Below are 22,900 nucleotides of genomic sequence, written 5' to 3'. Positions count from 1 at the left end.
TCACTGGCCCGCCCCTGGGTCCGGGCTCTGCTGGAGCCTCACGGTCACGGGCTGACCTTGACGGAGACGGTCATCGGGATCGGTGACGTTGATCCTCAAACGATAAACGAGGTCGGCGCGCAGTTGTTCGGTCTGAACCGTCCTCGGCGTAAATTCGGCGGTTGGTGAAATGAAGCCGATGACACCACGATAGACTTTGGGGTTGCCGTCAGTGGTTACGAACACGGTCATGCCGGGCGCGATCCGCCCAAGGTCGGGTTCGGCAACATAGGCGCGCACCCGGATCGGCCGATTGATGGTGAGCGTGAAGATAGTTGCGCCGGATTGGACGATGGCACCGGGCTCGGCCGCTCGCGTGAGGATCGTGCCAGCGTCCGGTGCTTTAAGCGTCGTGTCGGCCAGATTGGTTTTCACCCTATCGCGTTCCGCTATCGCGGCCGCGAGTTGCGCCTCCGCAGCCGCGATGTCTTCGACGCGAGAGCCGGCGCGCAGCAGCGCCAAGGCTTCCTCCGCCGCGCGAAGCTGCGCTTCGGCGGCGCGGTATTCAGCCTCGGCGGCCTCGAAAACCGATTGGGATACAGCGCCGGTAGCAACCAGCGCCCGGCGACGCTGGAAGGCTTTTCGGGTTCGCACCATGTCCGCCCTTCGGACGGCGACCGCAGCCTCCGCCTGGGCAATTTCCTGGGGTCGATTCCCGTTGCGCCGTTTTTCGAGTTCGGCGCGAGCGGTCGCAACCTGCGCTTCCGCACCCGCCAGCGCGTCGATGAATGGCTGTTGGTCAAGCTGCGCCAGAGTTGCCCCAGCCTCGACCGAAGCACCTTCATCAATCGGCATTTCGGCGATACGACCCGCAACGCGAAACCCGAGATTCACCTGACGAATATCGACATTCCCATAAAGGACCAGCCCCTCGTTGGGCTTGTCCAAGAAGCCGAAGCCGCGAGTGTAGTATCCCGCCGCTGCGACGCCCGCGATGATGACTGCCAGGATGATGATGCGGCGGGACACTATGCGCCCCCCACATTCGGGGAGGCAGGCGCAATGGACCCGACGAGTTCAACCACCAAAGCCTCAATGGCTGCGAGGCCCTTGTCGTCTATCGTCTCCCAATCGAGCGCGGCGAGGACCGAAGCGCGCCCCACCCTGAACATGAGGACGCTTCCAACCAATGCGAGGGTTCTGAGGCGCACATGCTCGGAAGCAGAGTCTTCGTCGAGCAAGGTTCCAATTAGATGGTCACATATATTGAGCAGCGGTCCCATCAAGTCGTCGTAGAGGCAACGAAAGGCCGTAGTCGGCTGCATCTGCTCGCGGATAATGAAGCGCGCCCAAGGCTCGGAACGGCTGCTCACGAATAGCGCCGCCATCCGCTGAATGATCTCGGTCAGCAGGCGGCGTGCCTCATCCGTGCCAAGCGGCGTTCCCGAGCGCGCTTCTTCGACACGGGCAAAGACGAGGCTTCGCAGCGGGGCGATATGATCCTTGATGCCATCCCCGATGGAGGTGGCCGCAGCGAGGTAAAGGCCCTCCTTGTTCCCGAAGTAGTAGGCGATTGCCTGCTGGTTTGCCCCGGCCTTCTCGCAAAGCATCCGGGTCGTCGCGCCGTCGAAACCGACACGCCCGAAAACATCCACGGCTGCGATAAGCAGCTTCTCGCGAGTTTGATCGCCGCGTTCGATCTTTCGTCCCGACATGACGCCCGTGCTCCATCCTTCATCTTGGGAACCGAAAGCCGCCCTGCGCTCCCTCGCGGCGAGTCGGCTCCATCCCACGATCAAACCTAGCGTGGACCAGAGACTAAATCAATCATCTGATTTAGTTAAGGCTTGATGGATAGACGGCTGCGAGAACTGTCATTGCGATCCAGCGATAATTCGCGCCGTCTGGTTGAACGGCCCTGACAGGAGGCGGCCTGTGGTGTCGAGCAGATAGACGCCAGCCTGTCGGACGCCGCTAGCAACATGACCATCTTGGGCAGCCGCGAAATAGCGTGCCGCGAAGGTGGCGAAGCGGTCATGGTTGAAGGCATTGCCTGCTGGTAGGGTCGTGATGTCGATGATCCGTATGCCACCCCGGCGAGAAATCTCCTGTATCTCCGGGTCATCGACGCGGGCCGCACCAAGGCGGGGCCTGCCATTGGCAAGCCGACTCGACGCGGCAAGTGCCCGGTCGTCTTCGGATACAAGGACAGTTAGCGGCGGTGACAGTCGGCCGACCAAAGCAGCCTGTGTGCGGAAGACATCCACATCAATATCAGGGGCGGCAAGCCCGACCTGTAGGCGAGAGATAACACCGTCCCGTCCCTGGAGGCGAAGCTGTCGAAGCGCTTCCATGACCAGCCATGCGCCCAAGCTATGGCCGATCATGATCACGCGCCGCTCTGTGCGTGAACGGCTCAACGTGGCGAGCAAATGAACTAGATCGTCCCGCGCATAGGTGGCGGAGTCCCGGTCGGCGACGTAGCCTCTAACGCTGGCCTGCGAAGGCCAAGAAAAGAGGATTGGCACAACTCGCCCATCGACCTCGGCGCTCAACTGCGCAAGGCGGAAAACCGCCTCCTGATAACTGTAGTTATAGCCATGGACGAACACCGCGACCGTGCCGCCAGCATCTTTCTGCATACGGTTGACGCTATCCTCGAACGCTTTTTCATCGAGTTCGCGCCGTCCGACTGTGATAAAGTCTTTTGAGGGATCGCTGCTGCGAGCGTTGACAACCGCGCCCGCTCTGCCGCCGTCCGCTGATGCCGCCTGCATTGTGAACTGTTCGTAGCGCAGGATGCCGCGCCCGCTTCCTAAGACGGGGCGCACCAAATCTGTCGAAGAACGATCTGTCGCCGTGAGGACCGTGATGCTGCTAGTGTTCCCTGCTGCGCGCCGGCCAGCGGGATCAAGCGTCTCTGGTCCGGGCCGCGCTGCGCACCCTGCAAGCGCAGTCGCGAGGACCAGAACCAACGGGATGAAAGCCGCTCGTGCTCGTGGCATCGTTCTGGTTCCGCACAAAGGTCAATGAGAGGGACAAGCCAGGCGCTTCCTGCCAGCGTCCAACAATCAGTCTAGCGTGACGTAAAAACTAAATCAATCATATGATTTAGTGCCTATCCGGTTCCTGCGTTGCCAGCGCCTCGGTTGGACAGCGCTACAGCCCCAAACCCTTCTGCCGGCCCAATTGCCACGACACCGAACCGCCCTGCACGACGCCCGCGATTTCACGGCCGAGCTGGCGGTCGATGACAGGTCGCCATGGGACAAGGGTAAACTCGTGCGCTTTCTCGACGATGGCGAACTTGCCGCTGGTTAGCTGCACGGTGCCAGTGAACTTGCCGCTGACGGTTTCGCCATCGGCGACGGCGCGGAACGGCAGCGACTTGTTCGCCGCCATCGCCGTGCCGAAGCTGGCAACCTCGCGCTCGCGCAGCGTCGCGAGAAGATTGCGCCGATAGAAGATTCGGCCGTCCCGGCTGCGCGTGGCGTCGCCATGCTCGACGTGATGCTCGCGGCGCTGGTCCATCGCCTCGCGCACCTGCTGGCCGAAGCCGGCCGATGCAAGGTCGGTTGCGTCGGGCGTAACCAAGCGCCGGTCGAGCCAGGTCGCGCCGTCCGCGCCGATCTGCTTTTCAAGGTCGAGCACCGAAAGGACGCGAACGCTGGCTTGCCGGTTGCGGCCGGCGTCGTAGGCAGTGGCGCGGCTCTCGAAATCCTCGGGGATGCGCCATTGGTCGGCGTCGATCCGCGCGACAATGCCGGCCCGGCGCAATGCCTCCAGCCGGCGCACATGAGCATCGACATATCCCTCATAGTCGCCGCCCGGAACGCGGCCCTCGAACTTCGCCTGTTCCAGATGGCGGCTCGGCCGATAGACGCCATCCTCGGCGATGGCGGCAATGGTCCGGTCGGACGGACGGCTTGCCGTTTCGGCCGGGCCGATCTCGACGACGCTGCCTATCCGCGCGTCCTCAACGCGGGCCGGGTCGATGCCGGCGACATGGTGGGTCCGGCCGTCGATCCCGTCCACCACGACGGTCAGGTTCTCGCCCAGCTCGTCGGACAGATACTTATCGACGACGCGGCCGACGATGGGCTTTTCGGGCGGCCCGTCATGGACTTGGAAGGTCAGCGGGTCGCGCTCCAGGCCATCGGCCTTCAACGCCTTGTGCATGTTGCGGATGATGTCGCCGCGCTCGCCCATCTCGCGCAAGGTCGGCTCCATGCGCTCGCTCATTTCCCAAACGCCCGGCGCGTGCTCGGTCGCCAACCCCATCTTGTCTAGCTTGGCGAGACGGCGCAGGCGCAGGGCGCGATTGAACTGGCGGCGCGGCTCGGCCGGCTCTTGGCGAAGGTCGAGGAACCTGTCGTCGGCTTCCTCGACCATCGCCCGGTCGATGCGGGTGAAACGGTCCTGGTCGATCTCGGCCGACAGCTTACGGGTCTGCTCGATCTCGGAGACGGGGCCAAGCTCCAGCGTGGTCAATTCGCTTGCCCGCTCGCGTATGCCGTTGGCGAGATAGTCGCCGTTGATGACAAGGTTCTCGCCCAGGTCGTCCTTGCCGCGCACGATGACATGCACATGGGGATGGCCGGTGTTGTGGTGATTGACCGCAACCCAATCCAGTTTCGTGCCAAGGTCGGCTTCCATCTGGCGCATGAGGTCGCGGGTATAGGCTGTCAGGTCCGACAGGTCCGCGCCGTCCTCCGGCGAGACGATGAATCTGAATTGGTGGCGATCCTCCTGGCCGCGCTCAAGGAATGCAGCGCCATCGGCGCGGTCCTCGGTCGCCGAATAGAGCTGCCCGCGCTCGCCGTCGCGCGATGTGCCGTCGCGCTGGATGTAGCGCAGATGGGCGGCCGCCCTTCCGTTCCTGCCCGCCTCCTTGACGTAGCGGGTCTTGACGACGACGCGGCGCATTCCGGGCGCGCTGTGACGCCAGCCGCCCGACAGGGTGCGAGCGCGCACGAAGGCCGCGCCGCGTCCGCGCCGGACGCCCGGTCCTCCTGACGAACGCGCGCCCTTGCCGCCCTTGGCGGTCGGGGTCTTGCCTGGGCGCGGCGACGATCTGGATGACGTGGTGCTGTGCTGCCGCGCGATCTTCTTCGCCTGCGTGAGAAAGCTCTTGGTCTTGCCGCCCTTCGGCGCGTCGGATCGGATGCGACCGGGCTTCGGGCGGAAGCGGGTTTCGTCGTCGGCGCTCATGGACGCGCCTCCGGCCAAAATCCAAGGAAATCGGGCACTCGGCGGTCATGGTGCCGGTCGAAACCCAGCAAAGCCAAGGCTTTGCGCAACATCGCGGCACGCGGGATTAAAAAGCATGGTGCCGCTCGCGGCTCCCCTAACCAGTGTGCAGACAACAACAATTTCAGAAATCCGGCCGACCTAGTGCCGGTTTCCTTTATCTTGCCCTCCGCTCTTTCGTCCTTCTCTGCCTCTCCGGCCCGGTATGCTGCCAGACGCGAACCCGCCTGACTGCACACCGGATCGTCCGCCGCCGAGCGCGGGAATGCCACCTTCATGGCGTATCTCCGACGCTCGCGCGGGCTACAAAAATGCTGCCGTCTTGCGGTTCCATAGCGGCGGGATCGCGCACCGGAACGGTCGCGCGAGCGTCGCCGGATTGCGCGTCGGACGGCTGCGCGGCGATTGCCCGGCTGTCATTCGGCCGCATGATAAAGAGCGGTGCGTCGCGCCAGTCGGGCGGCGGTGGCGGTGCCGATGACGGCGCTTCCGATGCAGCCGCACCGCCAAGGATCGGCGCGAGCGCGGCGACATAGGCGCGTGTCTCGGCCGGTAGCGGACGGCCGGTCGAACGGTGCTCGTCGTAGCGGCCGGGGCCGGCATTGTAGGCCGCGAGCATCGCGCCGACATTGCCGTAGCGATCCCACATCTCGCGCAGATAGGCCGTGCCTGCGAGGATGTTGTCGCGGGGCTGATAGGGATCGCGGCCGAGCCGGTGACGGGCACGCAGGCCCGCCCAGGTGTCGGGCATAACCTGCATCAATCCCATCGCGCCGGCCGACGAAATCGCGCGCACGTCGCCCGCGCTCTCGGCGCGCAGGACGGCGCGAATCCAGTGTTCGGGGATGCCGAACCGCTGCGACGCCTCGGTGATGTGCGCGGCATAGGGATCGACGGCAACCGGGCGCACGACCGACGCGGATTGCGCGACCGCGACGCCCGATCCGGCGCTGACTGATAGTGCGCCGGCCAGCAACAGGACGGCATAGCGCCATGGCTTCCTGTCGCCGCTATGACGCCAGCCTGCCAGCGTGCTCGCTACGGTAAAGGGTGCGCGCAAAGCGCCGGCCGGTGGCCGCCCTTGACCTTCGCTGCGCGCGCCGGCCGTCTTGTCGCCGAGCGGGACGAAGGGATGCGAGTGCGTTCCCGCGAACAAAGGGATGATCGGAACGCGCACCAATTAGCTCCGATCCTCGCGCGCCTTCGGCCGCTTCCACGCGAGCCGGAAGGTGCGTGCCTCGTCGTCGGCCTGGAACAGCGCCGGGCGAAACAGCGCAGGGAAAAGCGGGCTGTCGATCTCCAGGGCGATGTAATCCCCCGCGCGTTCGCCGACACGTTTCCAAGCCCCGCCGATCTCGGGGCCGTCCTCGTCGTCAAGGTGGATGCGATAGGCCGGCGTGTTCTCGCCGTCGCCCGGCTCGATGGCGACGAGCACGATTGCCTCGTCAATGCCGAACAGCCGGACGCGGCCGGCGTAACCGTTGGCGGTGGGTTCAAAGATATTGGCGGGCATTGTAAGTCTCCTTGCGATTGGTTGGGGAAGCGCGAAGTCAGTGCGTCGGCGCGCGCCACTCGAAGCGGCCGACGCCTTCCTCATCGGTCCAGAGCGGGACCGCTCGGCCGATGACGGAGCTTGCGGGGATGGGTCCGAAGTAACGGCCGTCTAGGCTGTCGCGGACATCCCAATTCATGAGGAAGATTTCGCCGGGCGCGATGACGCGGCAGCCCTGCCAGGCAGGCAGTTCACGGCCGATCCGGTCGCGCTCCAGCGCCTCGCCCATCTCGATCCCGTCAACCGTGATCGTGCGGCCGGCGCGGCAAACCCACTGCCCTGGAAGGCCGACGACGCGCTTCAACAGCGGCACGCCGCGTCCGACATAGCCGCGCTGCACCATGAAGGCGGCGAGCGGTTCGGGCGGCATGACCGCGACCAGCTCGGGCACCTCGATCCGGTCGGCCGGCTCGACGGTGTAGAAGCCTACCGGCGCGCTGGCCGTGGCGTTCCAAATGAGTTTCGTCGGCGTCTCGATGGCGCTTGCGACGGCAACGCCCATCGCGGCCAGCGCCGTGACGGCGAGATAGCGGCGGCGCGTCACGGGTCGATCCTCCGACGCCCAATCCACGCCGCATGTCGTTCCGGCGTGTAGTCGCTCGGCTCCAGATTGGCGGCTAGGCGGTTGTGCGCGTGTCGCCAGTAGTCCGGTGACACGTCGGCCGGGTCGAGTCCCAGCGCCTCCACGGCGTCGATGACGGCAAGTGCGCGCTGCACTTTCGGCCAGCCGTCCAGGCGTAAAAGGATGTCGCCCCCAGGCCGGACGAAGGGCAATGTCTGGAACGGCTCGCCCCGACCGATGGCCCGCGCGATGTCGATGCGTGAAATGATCGTGCCGTGCTCGCCGGCCGCCCAACGGACGAAGGCGAAGATGTTGTTCGGCGCGAAGCCGACGACGCTTCGGCGACGGTCGATGATCTGTTCGTAGCTCTTGCGGCCGAAGCGTATCCAGTGCTCGACCTTGCGTTTCTCGAAAGTCAATTCGACAAGCGTGGTGAAGGGCGCGGGTCCGTCCGGCAGCGGACGGCCGTGCGCGCTGCGATGGGCGCGACGGGTCATTGTTCGTCTCCGGTGATGGCTTGGGGGTTGCGCGGGCGCACCGCGTCGAGCGCGGGCGTCATGGTTCGCCTCGCTCGGCGGCACCGGCACCACGCCTCGCGTGTGCGCGCGTCAAAGAAGAAAAGTTAGATTCTCTGTTAGACTCTAAGTTAGCGGTCGGATTGCGCGTTTCAGGCCAAAGCGTTAGCTGGGGTTCGTGCGCCTGATCTGCCGATAGGGTTGCGCCTGATGTGCCGATACCCCGTGCGCCTGATGTGCCGATGGCATTCACACCGTTATCAACAGGCACTGTGGACAGGTTTACCGGGCAGATGCGAAGCAGCTCACGGCCGTCTTCCCGCTCGATCTGGAGTCGATAGCCAGGAAGCGGCTGGCGGGCCGCGATGCGGCGCAAGTCGAGCGCAAAATCGGACAGCCGTGCGAGGCTGCCGGATTTCTGATGAAGGTGCGCAAACTCGAACAGCCAGCCATGGCGCTGGCGGCCGGCGTGCTTACGGGCGACGCGGTAAAGCCAACGCTCGATGCCGCCTGTCAGCCGGAAATAGGCCGGGTCGATGGTCAGGACCAACGAGCGGTCGATGACGCTGTTGTAGAACCATTCGGGCAAGACAAATTCCATGCCCTCGACGCGGCCGGCGCGCGTCGTCATTTCCTCCCACTCGTTGATCCATGAGAATTGCCGGCGACGCCAATGCGGGCCGTTGCGGATGGTGGTGGCGATGACGGTCGATTGCAGTCGCGCCAGCGCGGCTTTCAGCAGCAGGTATTGATGGTTGCCGGTCGGCCGCCCGATGGCGCGCAGCAGATGGTAAGGCGTGAAGCGGACGAAGCGTGACGTGGTGAGGCCGTTGTTTTCGGCCGCGACGATCTGCGAGGCCGCCCATATCAGCACGTCGGCGTCCCATATCGTCGCCATGCCGTGCTCGGGCATCCCGAACACCTGCACCTCGACATCGGCGGCCTTGTAGAAAATAGGCTTGGTGCGCGGCGTCTTCGCCAGGGAGAAGAACGGCCGCTCCATCAAATCGCGCTGGTCGCGCGGTGCGGCGTCGCCGGTCGCGACCACGAAGGGGTCGAGTCGGCTGCGTTCGCTGGCGTCGGCCGGCTGCGCGGGGCTATGGTCGTCCTCGCGTAGCATTCAGCAATCGCCCAGCTCTTTGGGCGTGAGCGGACGCGCGGGAAAAACCGTGCCGGCGTTCTTGTCGCGCGTGGATTTGCGGGTGCCGACCGCGCTCCAGGCTTCAAGGTCGCGGACGGTATAGAGGACGCGCCCGCCGATCTTGCGATAGGTCGGGCCGGTGCCGTATGTGCGATGCTTCTCAAGGGTGCGGACGGACAGGCCGAGAAAGCGCGCGGCTTCCTGTGTGCGAAGCAGGCGCGGCGGCAGGTCCGCGTTGCGGCGGATGGCCATAAGATCACCTCTGGTTCGTCGGTTGATGTGGCCGCCGAAAACTTCGGCGGGCTGTGGCGAACCATGGCGAGGGATCGGCGGCGCGTAGCGTGCCGCATTTGCGCCTATGCGCTGGCGGCACCCCTTGGGGAGCGTCGGCAAGCTGAAAAGACGAAGAAAATCCGTGCGTCATGCCTGCCGCACCGAATTGGCGAAGACATTCGCGTGCGGGTCGGCTAAGACTGAACGCGGAGCAGACGCGCTGCTCCGGGGCGTAGTAACCCCTGGTTAGCGGTTGGTGCCGGCCGTGACGGCATCAAACTCCTTGACCTTATGGTCGGGGAGCCTGTGGCGTATACAACAGGCTCTCCGAGCTAAAGGCCATAGGGCCGTCTAACCACGGTTACTAACTCCCCGATCACCAGAGTCAGAGAGCATCGTTTGCGGGGGCGCACCGCGAACAAACCCTCTCGGATACGGGGAAACGGCCATGCAAGTGCCCGTCGAACTCGATCCCGATGTGGACGACGAAGCCCCAACGGGAAACGACATAACGCCTTATGACGAACGGCATTACGTCACCTATCTGCGCCTTCTCGACGCGAAGGCCGAAGGGGCGGACTGGATGGAAGTCGCGCGAATCGTGCTGCATCGCGATCCGGTCGGCGATGAAGCGCGGACCCGGCGATGCTGGGAAAGTCACCTTGCCCGCGCCCAATGGCTTTCACGCGAAGGCTATCGGCGAATCTTGGAACAGGCGGTCGCGGCCGGGCGCTGATCGTTGCCGGTTTTCACTCGGCAGGCGATTTGATCGGATAGTGCAGCAATAGGCGGTAGCCGCCCCTCATCATCTTCAGGCCGTGCGCGACCAATCGGCGGGCCTGGTTCTTGCGCGGGTCGGCTTCCCAATCCTCCTTGGTCCCGCGAAAGCCAAGCAGGACTTCCGCGATGGTGCGATAGCTTTCGCCTCGCAAGCGGGCGTCGAGCGCGCGCAGGGACAGGATATGAAACTTGCGGAGCTGCGCCGGCAGGGTGCGGAAGTCCGCGCCGGGCGCTCGCCCATTGAGGGACCGCCAAAGTCGGCGGGCGGCATGGGCGCGAAGCTCCATGAAAGAATCCATCGGAAGGGATACGGCATAGAAGGCCGCTGCGTCGGGCACGGCCTGGGGCAGCCAGAATTGATGCGCGACGCCATCCACATTCCAGATGCCATGCCACCCATCCGCTGCGTGCCGTAGGTCGAGGCCGGACAGGTGCGCCAGCGTCACTATAGGTTCCGTCGCCCCGTCGCGATGCTGCACCGGGGACAAGAGAACCGCTTGCGGCTGGAGACTTGGAATCCAGAACAGGGATTGCCGATCAGGCGGCGTTTCGGGATCGCACGGGAAATCGCAAACCCCAACGCTGCGAGAATCCGTCAAGCTGGTCGCCAGCCGGCTCCTTCACCTGGGATATTGTTTGGAAGTCGCGATGATAGTCCTCATGGCGACGAAGATACTCCCAGGCGAAACCGGCGGGGGGAATAGCTTTCGCGTGCCCGTAAGCCGCCGGCGCACGCCAATCAATGCTAAGCATGGCGTCACCTCCCTATACCGGACGGCGCAGGGCAACGCCCGGATAGAGAGTTTCCGGAATCGCCAACACTGGATATAGCTGGAGTTATACGGAATGTTGTTCGTGAAGGCCGCACATTTATAGTTATTTTCTTCTTAACAACATTTCTGTGATTTTACTAGTCTGCGAGGTCGTGCGTGTTGCCTTGCCCGCTGGCGCAGGCAAGGCAACCCAAGTCTCACCTGTTGGAAAAGACATGCACCTCGTCGCGTGCTGTTTCTATCGTGAAGAACTCGCCGCCCATTTCAGCGTCGCGGGCCATTGCCTCCCAATCGACATAGTAGCGCAGGGCTTCGGGGATCGTGACGCTCTCGGCGGTCAGCTCCTCCATGTAGTCCGCAAGGCTCGCGTGCTGTCCATGATAGCAATCCTGCAAGGCACTTTCGGCCTGGTCGATGTCACCGACGAACTGCTCCAGCAAACCCGCGCCTAGTGCGCCGTGCTCGGCGATGAAAGCGCCCATCCGCGCCACGCCCTCGATGCTGGCGTATTCCCTGACGGTGACGCCCTCGAAGCCTTCATAGTCATGGATGGCATATTCTTCCGCGCCCTTGATCGGGGAACGCGCAAGCATCGCGGCAATCTCGTCTCTGATGTCGTCGGCGTCCTGATCCGCGTCGATCCAGGCACCATGCAGATAGCCGTTGTTATAGGCTGCAAGGCAGGCAACATAGATGCGGGGATTGGTGTCGGTTGCGCTGGTCATGTCTCTGTTCCTTCGGGTGTTGGGTTCAGAGCAGCGAAGCGCCGCTCCTGAACCCCTGCCCGTCGGCGAGACTGGGGTAGTAAGGTGCCAGACAAGTCTTTGGCACCGTGGAATAAATGGAGGGGACCCGCTTGCGGGGAGCGGGCCGTTTATGCCGCGAAAGGGCAAAGAGTTTTCTTGCGCCGCGCGAGGGCAACGCCCTTAGCAATCTCTCGAACAAGAAAATCAGCAGGCCGGACTACCATGCGCCCGGTTCTCCATATTTCCAGGCGGTAGGTGTCGAACGACGCGGCGACAGCCGCGCCGACCCGGAGGCGAACGCGCTTCCAAATTGCGCCGTAGTGAGCCGGAGGGTCGCCAGTGACAAAGCCCCGGCGCTTTAGCGCCGGGTCAATTTGATATTACGCCGTTGGATTAGCGAACGGGCGTGGGTCCGCTGGCCGAAGGTGCTGCCAGTCGCAGCAAGGCCGAAATCCCGACAAAGCCGCCGCCGATGATGCAGAAGATTTGCCGCCAGATTTCGGATGGGACCGATTCCTTGGTGACGCCGTGGACCAGCGCATAGCCGGCCACGGCAGCGGGTGCAGCGAAGATCAGCGCCACGGCGAGGCGCAGGATCGGGGAGCGTAGCGAGTCAAAGAGAAGCGCCAGGACGCCGAAGGCTGCGCCGGCCGCGACCAAGCCGACCAAGCCCGCGCCGATCAAGCCGGAGCCGGTCTGATAGGCGAACTGCGCGGCCGTCAATCCGAGCATGAAGGGCAGCGCATAGACCGCGAGCGTATAGGCCGCGACGCAAAGCATTGCGATCAATACAACGCTCATTATCATTACGACGGCCATGGCTCTGCTCCTTTACGACTGGCGCGGTTCGCTCTTTCTTGCTCCTTCGCGTGGCGATGCGCCTATGATGACGGTCCTCGTTTATTCTGTCGACCGTGAACATGGCTTTCTCGCGCAAGCCTGCGAAACAAGCGTGATTAAACAGAAGCGGCCGGAAACCTGCTGAGATTTCAGCAGATTCCGGCCGATTTTCATGGTTCATTTTGGAGGGCTATGGAGTAAACGTAGTGCTCATCGGTATCCCGCACGTCCCGCCAGAAGCCGATGAATTCTGCATGCATTTCATTTCCGCTGCCTGAGCGCATCGGTGGTCACCTTCAAGGCAAATAAATGCCGACGCATTCTCGGGAATTGATGAATGTGAAAATGCCCATTGAAGCACGGTGACTAATGATCCGACACTGATCAGTGCGCTTGAACTGATGTGGCAGCGGCGATGTTCTCCGGCCCGCGTCCAAAAAGAAGAAAAATTTCAGGTTGCGATCCGGCACTAAAGTGTGCGCGGTTCACGACGGATGCCAGCAAGGTCAGCTAACGTGTCAATGTCGGCTGCTTCCTCATCGGATCCGAGCGGGACGCTATGGCTCTGTGCGGCGTGCTTTAACAGAAGCGTCTTGGCACCGGTTGCGCCGGACAAGGACCTAAGGTCAGGGAAATAGGCCTGCGGCCACAAGACTGGATTACGCTGTTCTCCGGCAGACGTGACCGGAAAGACGACGTCGCTCCCGCCGGATGCATCGAATGCCGCCCACAGGCGCGCGAAGAGGGCCGATGTGAGATTCGGCATGTCGGTGGGTACGATGAACGCACCCTTACAGTCTGGGTGAAGCGCGTCGATACCCGCCGCGATCGTTGTACCCATGCCGTGCGGCCAAGCGGAATTATGGACAAACCGGACGGCAAGCCCTTCGAGGGCTCCACGGCAGCACCCCTGTTGATGGCCGGTGACGACGACAACGTCCGAGAGTCCGGCGGCGATAACCGCGCGCGCGACGCGGCGCAGTAAAGGTTCGCCGCCGATTTCTGCCAGAAGCTTGTTCTCGCGGCCGAACCTCTCCGAGCTTCCGGCTGCCAAGAGGACGGCGGCGACTTGGATTGCCGTTGTCACGCCACGAGATTTCCGATCTTGGCCTTGGTGAGGATCTCCGCCAGCACGCCCGCCGCCAGCGTAGCCTTGCTTTTGGCGGCAGGGATTGTTCCGACAGGAGCGTGAAGGCGAGTGCGGGCAATGGCTGTGAAGCCCTTGGCCTGCAGCGTCTCGAGCCGCCGCCTGTGGACGGCGTGGTTGCCAAGGACGCCGATGTAGAAGGACTCCGTCTCGATGACGCGCGCCAGGATATCGGGTTCCGCCTCGTGATCGTGAAAGACGAGAACTGCCGCCGAGGCGTGGTCGAGCGCCTCGATCGAGCGGTGGAGCGCATCGGCGCCGTCGAACGCCATCAGTCCGTGCCGTCTCGCCTGCTCCCGTGTTGCCGCGTCGGGCGACCAGATTGCGATCTCAAGTCCGCTCACCTTGGCCATTGCAGCGATGGCATTGACCAGCGGTCCGCTGCCGAGCAGCAAGAGGCGCACCGACGGCGGATAATGGCGAGTGAAGTATTGTCCTTGCCGCACGCTCTTCGGCAGAGTGCCACTAGAACCGCTCGTGACGATGCTTGTGCCATCGACTAGCGAGGTTCTCAACGAAGATGCACGGCGCGTTGCGCGGCAATGCAGGAGTTCCCGCACCTGCGCCGCACCGAGCCCCTGATCAAAATAAAGGTCGAGGCCGCTGCCGCAAGAGAGCCTGACGTCGAAATAGGGCGAGCCTTTACCGTAGCGAATGAGGCGGTTCTCTCCGGCGCGGATCACAGCCTGCGCTTCGAGCACCACGGCGGCCTCGAGGCAGCCACCGGAAAGATATCCGGCGAACCTGCCGTCCTCGGCCACCGCCATTTGTGCGCCAGGCTCGCGCGGCGCGCCGCCCTCCACGCCGACTAGAGTTACGAGCGCGGTGCGCTGGCCTTCGCTTTGCCAGCGATCGAGGTGAGGCAGCACGTCCTCATCAGCGAGCAGCCCGGCATCGGTATCGAAGCGTTGAAAGACGAAAGTCATGTCGAGCCTCTGGAGCAAGCGGTAATCGCGGAGCACAGCACGCGGTTATTCTGCGCCGGTCACGAGGCCTCCTTCAGTTGCTTGCTGTCGATTGGTGTCTTCCGCAAACGAACGCCTGTGGCTGCATAGACCGCATTCAGCACCGCCGGCGCGAGCCCCGACGTGCCTGGCTCTCCAATGCCGCCTGGATCCGCTTCGCTTTTGACGATTTCGATTACGATCTTCGGCGCCTCGTCAATGCGCATCACGCGATAGTCATCGAAATTGGATTGCTGCACGCGGCCTTTGTCGAGGGTGATCTCTCCCCATAACACTGCCGACAGCCCGAATATGACGCCGCTTTGCATCTGCGCGGCGACCGTGTTCGGGTTGACGACCACGCCGGTGTCGAGGACGACATAGACCCGGTCGACGTGCACCTCGCCGGTCTTGCTGACGGTCACCTCAGCGACCTGGCACATGTACGTCCCGAAGGCCTGCTGCACCGATACGCCACGGCCTTGCCGCGGACCAAGCGGCTTGCCCCAGTTTGAAAGCTCGGCGGCGCGATTGAGAACGTGCAAGGCCCGAGGGTTCTTCTGGAGCAGCGCGCGGCGGAATTCGACCGGATCCTTCTTCGCGGCCGCAGCCAGTTCGTCGATGAAGCTCTCGATCACGTACACGTTGTGCGTCGGCCCGACACCCCGCCAGAATGCGGTTTGGATGCCGGGCGGTTCCTCGCGAACGTATTCAACCCGGAAGTTCTCGATGGTGTAAGGCATATCCGCCGCGCCATCGATGGCGTCAGGATCGATTCCATCCTTAAATAGCGGCGGCGCCCACCGCGCCATGATGGACGACCCCACGATGCGATGCGACCAGGCGATGGGCATGCCAGCGTCATCGAGGGCGGCCGCCAAGCGGTCATAGTAGTAGGGCCGGTACATGTCGTGCTGGATATCTTCTTCCCGGCTCCAGATGACCTTGATGGGGTAGGTGAGGTCCTTCGCGATAAGGGCGGCCTGCTGAGCGAAGTCGACCTCGAGACGGCGGCCGAAACCTCCACCCAGCAAGTGGCAGTGAACGCGGACCTTTTGGATATCGAGGCCGAGAGCCTTCGCGACAACCTGCTGGCAGACGACAGGAACTTGCGTGCCGACCCAGACGTCACACCCCTCCTTGGTCACCGAGATGGTGCAGTTCATCGGCTCCATCGTCGCGTGCGCAAGGAATGGAGCTTCGTACGCCGCCTCCACCTTGCGTTGGGAAGTGTTCAGCACCTTTACTGCGTCACCGTCATTTTTTGCGATCGCCCCGGAGCGCTCCGATGCCTTGACGAGCGCGGCAGCGACGTCTGCTGTGGTGACGTGGGCGTTGGGCCCGTGCTCGAACACCGGAGCGGCGGCCTCAAGGCCTTTCTTCGCGGCCCAGTAATGATCAGCGATGACGGCGAGCGCGTTGTCGAGCTTCACGAGTTGAACGACACCGGGAATCTTCTTTGCTGCCGCCTCATCGAAGGATGCCAGCTTTCCTCCGAATTCGGGAGACGCGGACACCGTCGCGACCTTCATGTTCGGCACCTTGGCATCGATGCCGTACTGTGCGGTGCCATTGACTTTCCCACTCACGTCTAGGCGCCTGGCCGGCGTGCCGATAATGCGAAACTGGCTGGCGTCTTTGAGTTTGACTTCAGTCGGGACAGGGATCTTCGCGGCTCGGTCGGCCAGCTCCCCGTACGACAGACGACGGTTGGCGGAACCATCGACGACGAACCCCGGCTCAGTTCGCAGAGAATCTGGATCAACGCCCCACGTTTCGGCGGCTGCGGCGATCAACATCACCCTTGCCGCAGCGCCCGTTTTGCGAAGGGGCAGATAAAAGGCACGGATGGACGTCGAACCGCCTGTCACCTGGGTGTTACCCAATAGCCGATTTCCGTAAAGTTTGTCGCTTGGCGGCGCAATCGCCACGGACACGTTTGCCATGTCAACGTCGAGCTCTTCTGCGACGAGCATGGGAAGTGACGTGTAGGTGCCTTGCCCCATCTCGATCATTGGTGAGACGATGGTCACATGTCCTTGGCCGTCGATGCGGATGTAGGCTTCGGGAATGGCGGGAGGGTCTTTTTCGACGCCTGATTTCGCAGCTGGAACCCAGCCGATCATCATGCCCCCGCCGGCGGCGGCACCGGCGACAAGGAAGTTCCGTCGTGACAGTTCAGGATTGGTATGACGGGCGAGCATGTGGAGCCTCACTTCGCTGCGATTGCCTTGGCTGCTTCCTTGATTGCGTCGCGGATGCGCAAATACGTGCCGCAACGGCAAATGTTTCCGGTCATCGCTTCGTCAATGTCACTGTCGCTTGGCGTCGGTTTGTCTTTGATCAACGCTGATGCCGACATGATCTGGCCGGACTGGCAGTAGCCGCATTGGACGACTTCCAGATTGAGCCAGGCGGCCTGCACGGCTTTGCCAGCCGGTGTCGCGCCGATGCCTTCGATCGTTGTCACATCATGTCCGGCGACATCGGACGCTTGCGTCAGGCATCCCCTGCGGGGTTCTCCGTCCACATGGACCGTGCAGGCGCCGCATTGGCCAATCCCGCACCCAAACTTGGTGCCGGTCATCCCGAGGACATCGCGAAGAACCCAGAGGACAGGCATGTCATCCGGCACGTCCACTGACACCTCTTTGCCGTTCACTTTGAATCCGATCATGGGGTCCTCATGGATTTGCGCAGCGGACAAGGTCAACTTAGTTATATATCGGCATCAGCGGTGTAGTTCCATCGCCGGACATCGACGTTCGTCTTCCTGGTCAGGCGGCGGCCGTCGACTTCACGCCGTAGCGCTGCGCGGGCTTCGAATTACCGAATTTTTTCGACAGTTCGCGGCGGTCTGCTTCCCAGCGGTCCCACGCTTCGCCGTCATGCAAGCCGGGGATTGTCACGAGTTCACCGTTGTCGAGGCCAACCAGTGCCGCATCGACAGCGTCCTCAGCCGACATCGTGATCGACGCCGTCTTCTGCGCGGCATAGCCGGCCACGTCCCAAAACTCCGTCGCTGTGGCGCCAGGAAGAACGGTTTGCACGCGTACGCCCTTGCCCGAGAGATCATTCTGAAGCGAATGGCCAAAGCTGATGACGTAGGATTTCGACGCGCTGTAGACGCCATTGAGCATCTCGGCGGCAATCCCGACGACCGACGCGATGTTGATGATCGTACCGCTTCCCCGCGCAACGAACGCGGGCGCGACCGCATAAGTCAGCCGCGTCAGCGCCGTGATGTTCAGGGCGATCATGTCGGTGACCGTGTCCACATCAGCTTGGAGGATGGGTGCGACGGAGCCGAGACCTGCATTGTTGACCAGAAGCGTGATGGACGTGTCGTCTCTGAGCAGCGCCTCGACCTTGGCAAGGCTCGCCTTGTCGTTCAGGTCCGCGGGAAAAGCCCTAACCTTGCGGCCCGTTTCGCTTTCGATGCGGTGGGCGACCGATTTGAGGCGTTCCTCATTCCGCGCCACGAGGATCAGATCAAAGCCGCGCTTTGCCAGCCGGTCGGCATAAACCGCGCCGATGCCGGACGAAGCACCCGTCACGACGGCAACGCCTTTGGATGTGAGGCTGCTCATTGGAGGTCTCCTTATGATTTGACTGCCATCGTTATAGGCTTGCCGCTCCGCGTCTTAAATGTCATATACACGTAGATTTAGGACATGAGGCTTTTCATGCGGCGCATCACGTTCGTCGTCTACCCGGGCAACTCGGTCATCGCGCTCGCCGCGCTTTCGGTCTTCGAAACGGCCAATATGTTCGTCGACGAAACGCCCTATGAGTTTCGCTTCGTGTCGGAAACGGGCGGAGCGGTCAGCAACTCGTTGGGCTTGAGGGTTGAAACCGTTCGCTTCAGCAACAAACCCGGCGACACGCTTCTTATCGGCGGCGGAGCAACGTCACGTGAGCCGCTGAGCCAGGGGCTGATCAAGTTCGTGCGCGCCGCGACCCGCATCCATCGGCGTGTTGCTGCCATCTGCACGGGAGCATTTGTATTGGCCGAAGCGGGGCTGCTCGATGGACGCCGCGCGACAACCCATTGGACATACGCTCGAGAGCTTCAGAGACGCTTCCCGAAAGCGAAGATCGATGAGGATCGCATATTCATCAACGACGGCCCGATTTGGACGTCTGCTGGTATGAGCGCGGGCATCGACCTCGCTCTGGCCTTGGTCGAAAACGACTTCGGGCCTGCCATTGCGAAGTCCGTCGCGCGAAAGCTGGTGCTATATCATCGGCGCGGCGGTGGGCAATCGCAGTTCTCTACGCTTCTCGAACTGTCGCCGAAGTCGGATCGCATTCAGACGGCTCTCGCTTTCGCGCGCGCAAATCTCCACACGCCGCTCACCGTGCCTCAGCTGGCCGACGCAGCCAATCTCAGCCCAAGGCAGTTCAGCCGTGCGTTCCGCGCCGAAACCGGACAGTCGCCGGCAAAGGCGATCGAGAACCTTCGCGTGGAGGCGGCACGGTCCCTCATGGAACAAAGCAGCCACCCGATCGATGTGGTGGCGCGCCTGACGGGGTTCAGTGATCGGGACCAGATGCGTCGCGCTTTTCTGCGTGCCTTTGGACAACCTCCACAGGTGCTCCGGCGCACTGCGCGAAGCGAGACAAAAGATTGGCAGAACCAAGCGGAAGTGTAGGTCAGCTTCTGGCCCGTTGCGGACTTTATCTTTTGGCTTGTGTCCACCAATTATCGCAGCGCCCAAGTATCTGCTTCGGGAGAAGAGAGTCGCTTATTTCCACCGCTAGCTTACTGACAGATCATCCGCCATTCGGTTCGATGCGTATCAGGATCTTCCACCTGCACCTGAGCGCATGTTGCTATTCCCGTCGGTGGTGTCTGGTTGGATTTTTGAGCCGCGTTGGAGTTTGGCGAGGAGCACGTAGCCGGCGCGCATGTGCGAGGTTGATCGGACGGTTTATCGCAGATCGGCTGGCTACGACCGTCAATGCAGAGACACCCGCAATCGGCCCTCGCAGGTAAAAGCGCAGGGCGCCACGCTAAGCACACACAGCGCGAACGCACCCGCGTGCATTGGTCCTGCCTCGGAGTGCTCTAACCGCGCACCCATAGCGGCGCGAATTGTAGGCCGGTTTGTGGATTGCTCAGAAAATATTCCAGAAAACTATTTAATATCAGGCACTCTTGGCAGACACGCCTTCCGCCAGTTCGGTATGAAAATCGCACCGTCGCCGTTTTCCCCGCCTTCGCGATGGGGTCGCGAAGAGCATGGCAAAGCAAAATCGTCTAAGTTGAAATTAGGGTGCAGGTCGCTTGCCTGCGCGCGATTTGTCGTCCGACTTTTCGGAAAGATTCTCGCGCTCCTTGATGCGATCTTCCGTCTCGATGATGTTCTGCTCTTTGGCGGATGGCGTGTGCTGCTGCCGCGGTTGCTGAGAGCTGTCTTCGTCCGGCTTCGCCTTCGGCGCCTTGTCCTTCATGCGTCGTGCTCCTCTCATGACGCGGGCGGCACTGCCCTGCATCGCGAATGAGCTAACGCTTATGCTTTTGTGTCGTTCCTCGACGCCGCCGTTTGAACCACGCCGCTTGCGAGATGGGAGAGACGTTCCAAAGAAATCTCTCCCAAGCTAGTTACGCGAAGTTAGCCGACAACAAAGGTCCAGATCGCGAACCCGAGAAGACCGGCAACCATAACGACGTTGAACAGGCTATTGAGCTTCCCAACGTCGTTGTCCGCTTTGGCATCATGATAATAAGCCATGGAAGTTCTCCTTAGCTGCATTACCCATGATGTGGGAACTCTGGGCGCGAATTTCCAGGAAACGGACACCGCGCCGCAGCATATGAGACGCCCGCAAAAAGGCGGAGCACGCGCTCGGAACAGGTTAGATGTCCACGCGTACCGATGCGTTGGTGTCGCAGCGAGAAACCGGCAAAATGGCTGCGTCCATCATCCCTGTTGTGGCCGGTTGCCACCGGCGCGTGCTTGGAGACAACGCGCAAGATCAGGGAGAGTTCAACACTTCGCACCGGCTTCAAGCGACCAATCTCTGCTGCGCGGATTAGCGCCTGCTGAGGCTGACCTTCGCGCCTTTGAGTTCGGAACCGGCCGTCGAAATGGTGATGTTGATCGACTGCTGCGATGCCGAGAACGCAATCGAGACCGTTCCTTCCAGACTGCCTCCGAAGTCCACGCGCAGCGCATTATCGCTGATGGTGCCTGAGGCATTTCCGGTGGCGTTATTCGTGCGTTCTTCCCACGTGCCTGACAGCTTTCCGTCGGCGTACGCGAGCTTGCTGCGAAACTCGATCTTGTCCGGCTGGCCGGTGCAGCGTAGCGCGATGCCGAGCGATTTGCCGCCGTCCGCGCTTCTATAATAACCGAGGCAGCTGAGCTTGTCGGGCGGGCCGCTGGTATAGATCAGATCGCCTCCACCGCCCCACGACCCGTTCAAAAGATTAAACGGCAAATCGCCTGCCTGTGCGGCGCTCGCAGACGCGCACGCAAGGAGCGTCGCGGCGGTCAAGAACGTGAAGCACGTTTTCATCCAGTCCCCCTATTGAACTACGGAGATCGAGTCCTGCTGTAGGACATCGACGCAAGTATTTATTTGACCCGGCGCTCGTCGAGTTTGCGCTTTGCGCCTTCCCACATCAGATCGACAAGGCCGCTCTGCCTCGGCTTCGTCTTCACGCTTTTGATCTGCTCGTCGGTCGCCAACACAAAGCCTTTTAGCAAGCTCTTCAGATCCTTTTCCGTGAAGCCGATGAAGCTTTCCCTAAAATCCGCATATTCGGCGCGCGCCGCGGCGAGAATGGGATCGGCGACTTTCGCAGCGTCGGGCCCCGAGAAGACGACAGTTACCCCGGCCGCGTCGAGCAGGCGCTTTGCAAACGTCGGATTGGCGACCGCCTCCTCCCGAATGACCTCGAAAATGCGTTCGAGAGCTTCGCCGGGTGAAACTGATTTGCTCACTGTACCCTCACTGGTTCGCGCTCAGTCTTTCCGCCACGGCTTTCGTCACCGCGACGAGATCGGGAAGTGCGTTGCCGTATTTTTCTCGCGCGGAACGAAAATTGCCTGCTCCGGGATGCGTCGCAGCGTTCTGAAGCGCTGTCGAATAAGGGACCGGACGCGGAATTGCGTTCAGCTCATACAGCCCTTGGCGGATGTGATGAAGCATCTCGCGCTGCGTGGTGTTCGTCGCATGATACTGCGTGATCAGCGGATGCACGCGCACGCGCGACGCAAGGCCGAGGTCGTCCGCGAGAATGAATCGCAAGAAATCCGTCAGCGTCGAATAGGCGTTCGTCTCCAGGCTTGTCGGCATGACGATGTGCTGCGCCAATCGCAAACCGGCCAAGCCAAGGATGCCGGGCCCAGCCGGACAATCGATCAGGACGACATCGTAGTTGGACTGGATCTGATACAGCTCGGCACGCAGTGCGTTCGAAAGCAGAACGTCGAGGCGATCCTTGCGCCGCTTCTTCCGCGCGGCATGCTCGAATTCTGGAAGCGTGCCGAGCAGCTCGTGGTTCGACGGGATGATGTCGATGAATCCGGGTTCACGGTTACGAAGCTCGATCAGATCTCCGGCGGCAACGCGATGTCCTGCGAGACGAATGTTGTCGCCTTTCTGAAAGGACTTCAGAATGGCACCGAGTCCGATCTGGCGCGATTTCAGCTCCTGCTCGGCACCGATGCTGAGCAATGCTTTTGAAACTCCGGCTTGGGGATCAGCGTCGATGACGAGGATGCGCGCACCGTATGTCAGCGCAAGACCATCGGCGAGCATCATCGTCGTCAGAGACTTGCCGACGCCGCCCTTCGGGTTCGCAACCGCCACGAAAATGCTCATCGGCGCAATTCCGTGATCCAGCTGAGCAGTTTCGTTCTGTCTTCCTGTGACAGGCGTGTTTCCACAAATTCGTCGAAAGCATCGGGCGACGGATCATGGCGGCGCGCGGGGAGATGCAGGACGTAGGACGTAAGATCGCTCGGCGCGCCGAACGTGATCAAGCCGACGCCGTAATGGGAACAGCGTGACAGGATGGTCGAGCAGTCGGCGCGGGATTCATTCCAGTCGCCGACGTGCCAGACGAGATGCGTGAAATTGACGAGCGAGGTATGGTTTAACGCCTCGTGCACGGACTGAACGGAGCACGCGCCTTGCGGCTTCACTTCAAAGCCGTGCAGATCGATCTGCCAACTCAAACCATATTTCTGGCGGGAGAGGCTGATGATGCAAAGGTCGGGCTTGGACCAGATGCCCGTCGCGTTGCCGCCGGTGTTTGCCGTGATCGCTGTAATGTGACGAAGATCGCCGCGGGCCGGTTTCAGGCGATCGCGGAAGCCGAGTTCAAGATAGTTGTATACGGGCTCGTACAGATCACGCTCGAGCATGCGCTACGCCCCCAACA

At 62.2% G+C, this 22,900-nt stretch carries 27 protein-coding genes; 2 read left to right on the top strand and 25 right to left on the bottom strand.

What is annotated here, in order from left to right; translation table 11 throughout:
* From hlyD to HYPGJ_RS05735, 11 genes are all read right to left on the bottom strand, one after another.
* On the bottom strand, positions 1–1,008 hold the full coding sequence (hlyD, locus tag HYPGJ_RS05785; protein WP_046846281.1) for a secretion protein HlyD: 1,008 nt from the start codon (positions 1,006–1,008) through the stop codon (positions 1–3).
* Entirely contained in the window at positions 1,008–1,694 is a 687-nt protein-coding gene (locus HYPGJ_RS05780; protein WP_046846738.1) for a CerR family C-terminal domain-containing protein, read from the bottom strand. The genes hlyD and HYPGJ_RS05780 overlap by 1 nt, the downstream gene beginning before the upstream one ends.
* Positions 1,695–1,853: 159 nt before the next feature.
* Complete coding sequence (locus tag HYPGJ_RS05775; RefSeq protein ID WP_159108284.1) at positions 1,854–2,756, bottom strand: alpha/beta fold hydrolase; 903 nt, start codon at positions 2,754–2,756, stop codon at positions 1,854–1,856.
* Positions 2,757–3,138: 382 nt separating this feature from the next.
* Positions 3,139–4,371, bottom strand: a complete 1,233-nt coding sequence (locus HYPGJ_RS19315) for a DUF3363 domain-containing protein (RefSeq protein WP_200185695.1) — start codon at positions 4,369–4,371, stop codon at positions 3,139–3,141.
* 815 nt (positions 4,372–5,186) lie between these two features.
* Positions 5,187–5,507, bottom strand: a complete 321-nt coding sequence (locus HYPGJ_RS05765; RefSeq protein ID WP_046846278.1) for a hypothetical protein — start codon at positions 5,505–5,507, stop codon at positions 5,187–5,189.
* Entirely contained in the window at positions 5,504–6,406 is a 903-nt protein-coding gene (locus HYPGJ_RS05760) for a lytic transglycosylase domain-containing protein (RefSeq protein WP_238335907.1), read from the bottom strand. The genes HYPGJ_RS05765 and HYPGJ_RS05760 overlap by 4 nt, the downstream gene beginning before the upstream one ends.
* 3 nt (positions 6,407–6,409) lie before the next feature.
* Complete coding sequence (locus HYPGJ_RS05755; RefSeq protein ID WP_046846276.1) at positions 6,410–6,742, bottom strand: DUF736 domain-containing protein; 333 nt, start codon at positions 6,740–6,742, stop codon at positions 6,410–6,412.
* A gap of 37 nt (positions 6,743–6,779) precedes the next feature.
* A complete protein-coding gene (locus HYPGJ_RS05750; RefSeq protein WP_046846275.1) occupies positions 6,780–7,325 on the bottom strand; it encodes a S26 family signal peptidase in 546 nt (181 codons plus the stop codon).
* Positions 7,322–7,840 (bottom strand): DUF2840 domain-containing protein, encoded by a 519-nt coding sequence (locus HYPGJ_RS05745; RefSeq protein WP_046846274.1) that lies wholly within the window; start codon positions 7,838–7,840, stop codon positions 7,322–7,324. The genes HYPGJ_RS05750 and HYPGJ_RS05745 overlap by 4 nt, the downstream gene beginning before the upstream one ends.
* Positions 7,841–7,898: 58 nt before the next feature.
* Positions 7,899–8,978: a replication initiator protein A gene (locus HYPGJ_RS05740; protein WP_046846273.1), complete on the bottom strand. Its 1,080-nt coding sequence runs from the start codon at positions 8,976–8,978 to the stop codon at positions 7,899–7,901.
* A complete protein-coding gene (locus HYPGJ_RS05735) occupies positions 8,979–9,251 on the bottom strand; it encodes a helix-turn-helix domain-containing protein (protein ID WP_003052294.1) in 273 nt (90 codons plus the stop codon).
* A 469-nt stretch (positions 9,252–9,720) separates the two neighbouring features.
* Between HYPGJ_RS05735 and HYPGJ_RS05730 the strand changes: the two genes are divergently transcribed.
* Positions 9,721–10,008: a DUF2285 domain-containing protein gene (locus HYPGJ_RS05730; RefSeq protein WP_046846272.1), complete on the top strand. Its 288-nt coding sequence runs from the start codon at positions 9,721–9,723 to the stop codon at positions 10,006–10,008.
* 13 nt (positions 10,009–10,021) lie between these two features.
* Here the strand turns inward: HYPGJ_RS05730 and HYPGJ_RS05725 are convergent, their stop codons facing one another.
* From HYPGJ_RS05725 to HYPGJ_RS05690, 9 genes are all read right to left on the bottom strand, one after another.
* Positions 10,022–10,498, bottom strand: coding sequence for a DUF2285 domain-containing protein (locus tag HYPGJ_RS05725; RefSeq protein ID WP_202877086.1), 477 nt, complete (start codon positions 10,496–10,498; stop codon positions 10,022–10,024).
* A 91-nt stretch (positions 10,499–10,589) separates the two neighbouring features.
* Positions 10,590–10,805, bottom strand: coding sequence for a DUF6499 domain-containing protein (locus tag HYPGJ_RS19450; RefSeq protein WP_081856739.1), 216 nt, complete (start codon positions 10,803–10,805; stop codon positions 10,590–10,592).
* 217 nt (positions 10,806–11,022) lie between these two features.
* On the bottom strand, positions 11,023–11,550 hold the full coding sequence (locus HYPGJ_RS05720) for an antirestriction protein ArdA (protein WP_046846271.1): 528 nt from the start codon (positions 11,548–11,550) through the stop codon (positions 11,023–11,025).
* A gap of 414 nt (positions 11,551–11,964) precedes the next feature.
* Positions 11,965–12,390, bottom strand: a complete 426-nt coding sequence (locus HYPGJ_RS05715; protein WP_003043905.1) for a hypothetical protein — start codon at positions 12,388–12,390, stop codon at positions 11,965–11,967.
* A gap of 490 nt (positions 12,391–12,880) precedes the next feature.
* On the bottom strand, positions 12,881–13,498 hold the full coding sequence (locus tag HYPGJ_RS05710) for a nucleotidyltransferase family protein (protein ID WP_052750806.1): 618 nt from the start codon (positions 13,496–13,498) through the stop codon (positions 12,881–12,883).
* Positions 13,495–14,484 (bottom strand): XdhC family protein, encoded by a 990-nt coding sequence (locus HYPGJ_RS05705; RefSeq protein ID WP_052750805.1) that lies wholly within the window; start codon positions 14,482–14,484, stop codon positions 13,495–13,497. Before HYPGJ_RS05705 ends, HYPGJ_RS05710 begins: the two co-directional genes overlap by 4 nt.
* A 59-nt stretch (positions 14,485–14,543) precedes the next feature.
* Positions 14,544–16,706, bottom strand: a complete 2,163-nt coding sequence (locus HYPGJ_RS05700) for a xanthine dehydrogenase family protein molybdopterin-binding subunit (RefSeq protein WP_046846270.1) — start codon at positions 16,704–16,706, stop codon at positions 14,544–14,546.
* 8 nt (positions 16,707–16,714) lie between these two features.
* Positions 16,715–17,179, bottom strand: coding sequence for a (2Fe-2S)-binding protein (locus HYPGJ_RS05695; RefSeq protein WP_046846269.1), 465 nt, complete (start codon positions 17,177–17,179; stop codon positions 16,715–16,717).
* A gap of 100 nt (positions 17,180–17,279) precedes the next feature.
* Positions 17,280–18,092, bottom strand: coding sequence for an SDR family oxidoreductase (locus HYPGJ_RS05690; RefSeq protein WP_046846268.1), 813 nt, complete (start codon positions 18,090–18,092; stop codon positions 17,280–17,282).
* 96 nt (positions 18,093–18,188) lie between these two features.
* Here HYPGJ_RS05690 and HYPGJ_RS05685 point away from each other — a divergent pair, with 96 nt between their 5' ends.
* Positions 18,189–19,157 (top strand): GlxA family transcriptional regulator, encoded by a 969-nt coding sequence (locus tag HYPGJ_RS05685; RefSeq protein WP_046846734.1) that lies wholly within the window; start codon positions 18,189–18,191, stop codon positions 19,155–19,157.
* Between the two features lie 619 nt (positions 19,158–19,776).
* On the opposite strand, the gene HYPGJ_RS05680 is transcribed toward HYPGJ_RS05685, so the two are convergent.
* From HYPGJ_RS05680 to HYPGJ_RS05660, 5 genes are all read right to left on the bottom strand, one after another.
* A complete protein-coding gene (locus HYPGJ_RS05680; RefSeq protein ID WP_143440497.1) occupies positions 19,777–19,959 on the bottom strand; it encodes a hypothetical protein in 183 nt (60 codons plus the stop codon).
* 582 nt (positions 19,960–20,541) lie between these two features.
* A complete protein-coding gene (locus HYPGJ_RS05675) occupies positions 20,542–21,027 on the bottom strand; it encodes a hypothetical protein (RefSeq protein ID WP_046846266.1) in 486 nt (161 codons plus the stop codon).
* Between the two features lie 59 nt (positions 21,028–21,086).
* Positions 21,087–21,455: a hypothetical protein gene (locus HYPGJ_RS05670; RefSeq protein ID WP_046846265.1), complete on the bottom strand. Its 369-nt coding sequence runs from the start codon at positions 21,453–21,455 to the stop codon at positions 21,087–21,089.
* A 7-nt stretch (positions 21,456–21,462) separates the two neighbouring features.
* Entirely contained in the window at positions 21,463–22,338 is an 876-nt protein-coding gene (locus HYPGJ_RS05665; protein WP_046846264.1) for a ParA family protein, read from the bottom strand.
* Positions 22,335–22,883: a hypothetical protein gene (locus tag HYPGJ_RS05660; RefSeq protein WP_046846263.1), complete on the bottom strand. Its 549-nt coding sequence runs from the start codon at positions 22,881–22,883 to the stop codon at positions 22,335–22,337. The genes HYPGJ_RS05665 and HYPGJ_RS05660 overlap by 4 nt, the downstream gene beginning before the upstream one ends.
* Positions 22,884–22,900: the final 17 nt, after the last annotated feature.

Origin of the sequence: Hyphomicrobium sp. GJ21, assembly GCF_001006785.1 — a bacterium.
In the GTDB taxonomy this organism is placed as follows: Bacteria; Pseudomonadota; Alphaproteobacteria; order Rhizobiales; family Hyphomicrobiaceae; genus Hyphomicrobium_B.
The sequence above is the reverse complement of the archived record's forward strand: the minus strand, read 5'-3'. Positions and strand labels throughout refer to the sequence as shown.

Excerpts from the sequence above, each read along its gene's own strand:
- HYPGJ_RS05735 (WP_003052294.1), bottom strand. The coding sequence starts at position 9,251 with ATGGCCATCCGCCGCAACGCGGACCTGCCGCCGCGCCTGCTTCGCACA.
- HYPGJ_RS05765 (WP_046846278.1), bottom strand. The coding sequence starts at position 5,507 with ATGAAGGTGGCATTCCCGCGCTCGGCGGCGGACGATCCGGTGTGCAGT.
- HYPGJ_RS05720 (WP_046846271.1), bottom strand. The coding sequence starts at position 11,550 with ATGACCAGCGCAACCGACACCAATCCCCGCATCTATGTTGCCTGCCTT.
- HYPGJ_RS05695 (WP_046846269.1), bottom strand. The coding sequence starts at position 17,179 with ATGATCGGATTCAAAGTGAACGGCAAAGAGGTGTCAGTGGACGTGCCG.
- HYPGJ_RS05730 (WP_046846272.1), top strand. The coding sequence starts at position 9,721 with ATGCAAGTGCCCGTCGAACTCGATCCCGATGTGGACGACGAAGCCCCA.
- HYPGJ_RS05715 (WP_003043905.1), bottom strand. The coding sequence starts at position 12,390 with ATGGCCGTCGTAATGATAATGAGCGTTGTATTGATCGCAATGCTTTGC.
- HYPGJ_RS05705 (WP_052750805.1), bottom strand. The coding sequence starts at position 14,484 with ATGACTTTCGTCTTTCAACGCTTCGATACCGATGCCGGGCTGCTCGCT.
- HYPGJ_RS19315 (WP_200185695.1), bottom strand. The coding sequence starts at position 4,371 with ATGGTCGAGGAAGCCGACGACAGGTTCCTCGACCTTCGCCAAGAGCCG.
- HYPGJ_RS05775 (WP_159108284.1), bottom strand. The coding sequence starts at position 2,756 with ATGCAGGCGGCATCAGCGGACGGCGGCAGAGCGGGCGCGGTTGTCAAC.
- HYPGJ_RS05680 (WP_143440497.1), bottom strand. The coding sequence starts at position 19,959 with ATGAAGGACAAGGCGCCGAAGGCGAAGCCGGACGAAGACAGCTCTCAG.
- HYPGJ_RS05665 (WP_046846264.1), bottom strand. The coding sequence starts at position 22,338 with ATGAGCATTTTCGTGGCGGTTGCGAACCCGAAGGGCGGCGTCGGCAAG.
- HYPGJ_RS05740 (WP_046846273.1), bottom strand. The coding sequence starts at position 8,978 with ATGCTACGCGAGGACGACCATAGCCCCGCGCAGCCGGCCGACGCCAGC.
- HYPGJ_RS05690 (WP_046846268.1), bottom strand. The coding sequence starts at position 18,092 with ATGAGCAGCCTCACATCCAAAGGCGTTGCCGTCGTGACGGGTGCTTCG.
- HYPGJ_RS05780 (WP_046846738.1), bottom strand. The coding sequence starts at position 1,694 with ATGTCGGGACGAAAGATCGAACGCGGCGATCAAACTCGCGAGAAGCTG.
- HYPGJ_RS05755 (WP_046846276.1), bottom strand. The coding sequence starts at position 6,742 with ATGCCCGCCAATATCTTTGAACCCACCGCCAACGGTTACGCCGGCCGC.
- HYPGJ_RS05745 (WP_046846274.1), bottom strand. The coding sequence starts at position 7,840 with ATGACCCGTCGCGCCCATCGCAGCGCGCACGGCCGTCCGCTGCCGGAC.
- HYPGJ_RS05675 (WP_046846266.1), bottom strand. The coding sequence starts at position 21,027 with ATGAAAACGTGCTTCACGTTCTTGACCGCCGCGACGCTCCTTGCGTGC.
- HYPGJ_RS05685 (WP_046846734.1), top strand. The coding sequence starts at position 18,189 with ATGCGGCGCATCACGTTCGTCGTCTACCCGGGCAACTCGGTCATCGCG.
- HYPGJ_RS05660 (WP_046846263.1), bottom strand. The coding sequence starts at position 22,883 with ATGCTCGAGCGTGATCTGTACGAGCCCGTATACAACTATCTTGAACTC.
- HYPGJ_RS05700 (WP_046846270.1), bottom strand. The coding sequence starts at position 16,706 with ATGCTCGCCCGTCATACCAATCCTGAACTGTCACGACGGAACTTCCTT.
- HYPGJ_RS19450 (WP_081856739.1), bottom strand. The coding sequence starts at position 10,805 with ATGCTTAGCATTGATTGGCGTGCGCCGGCGGCTTACGGGCACGCGAAA.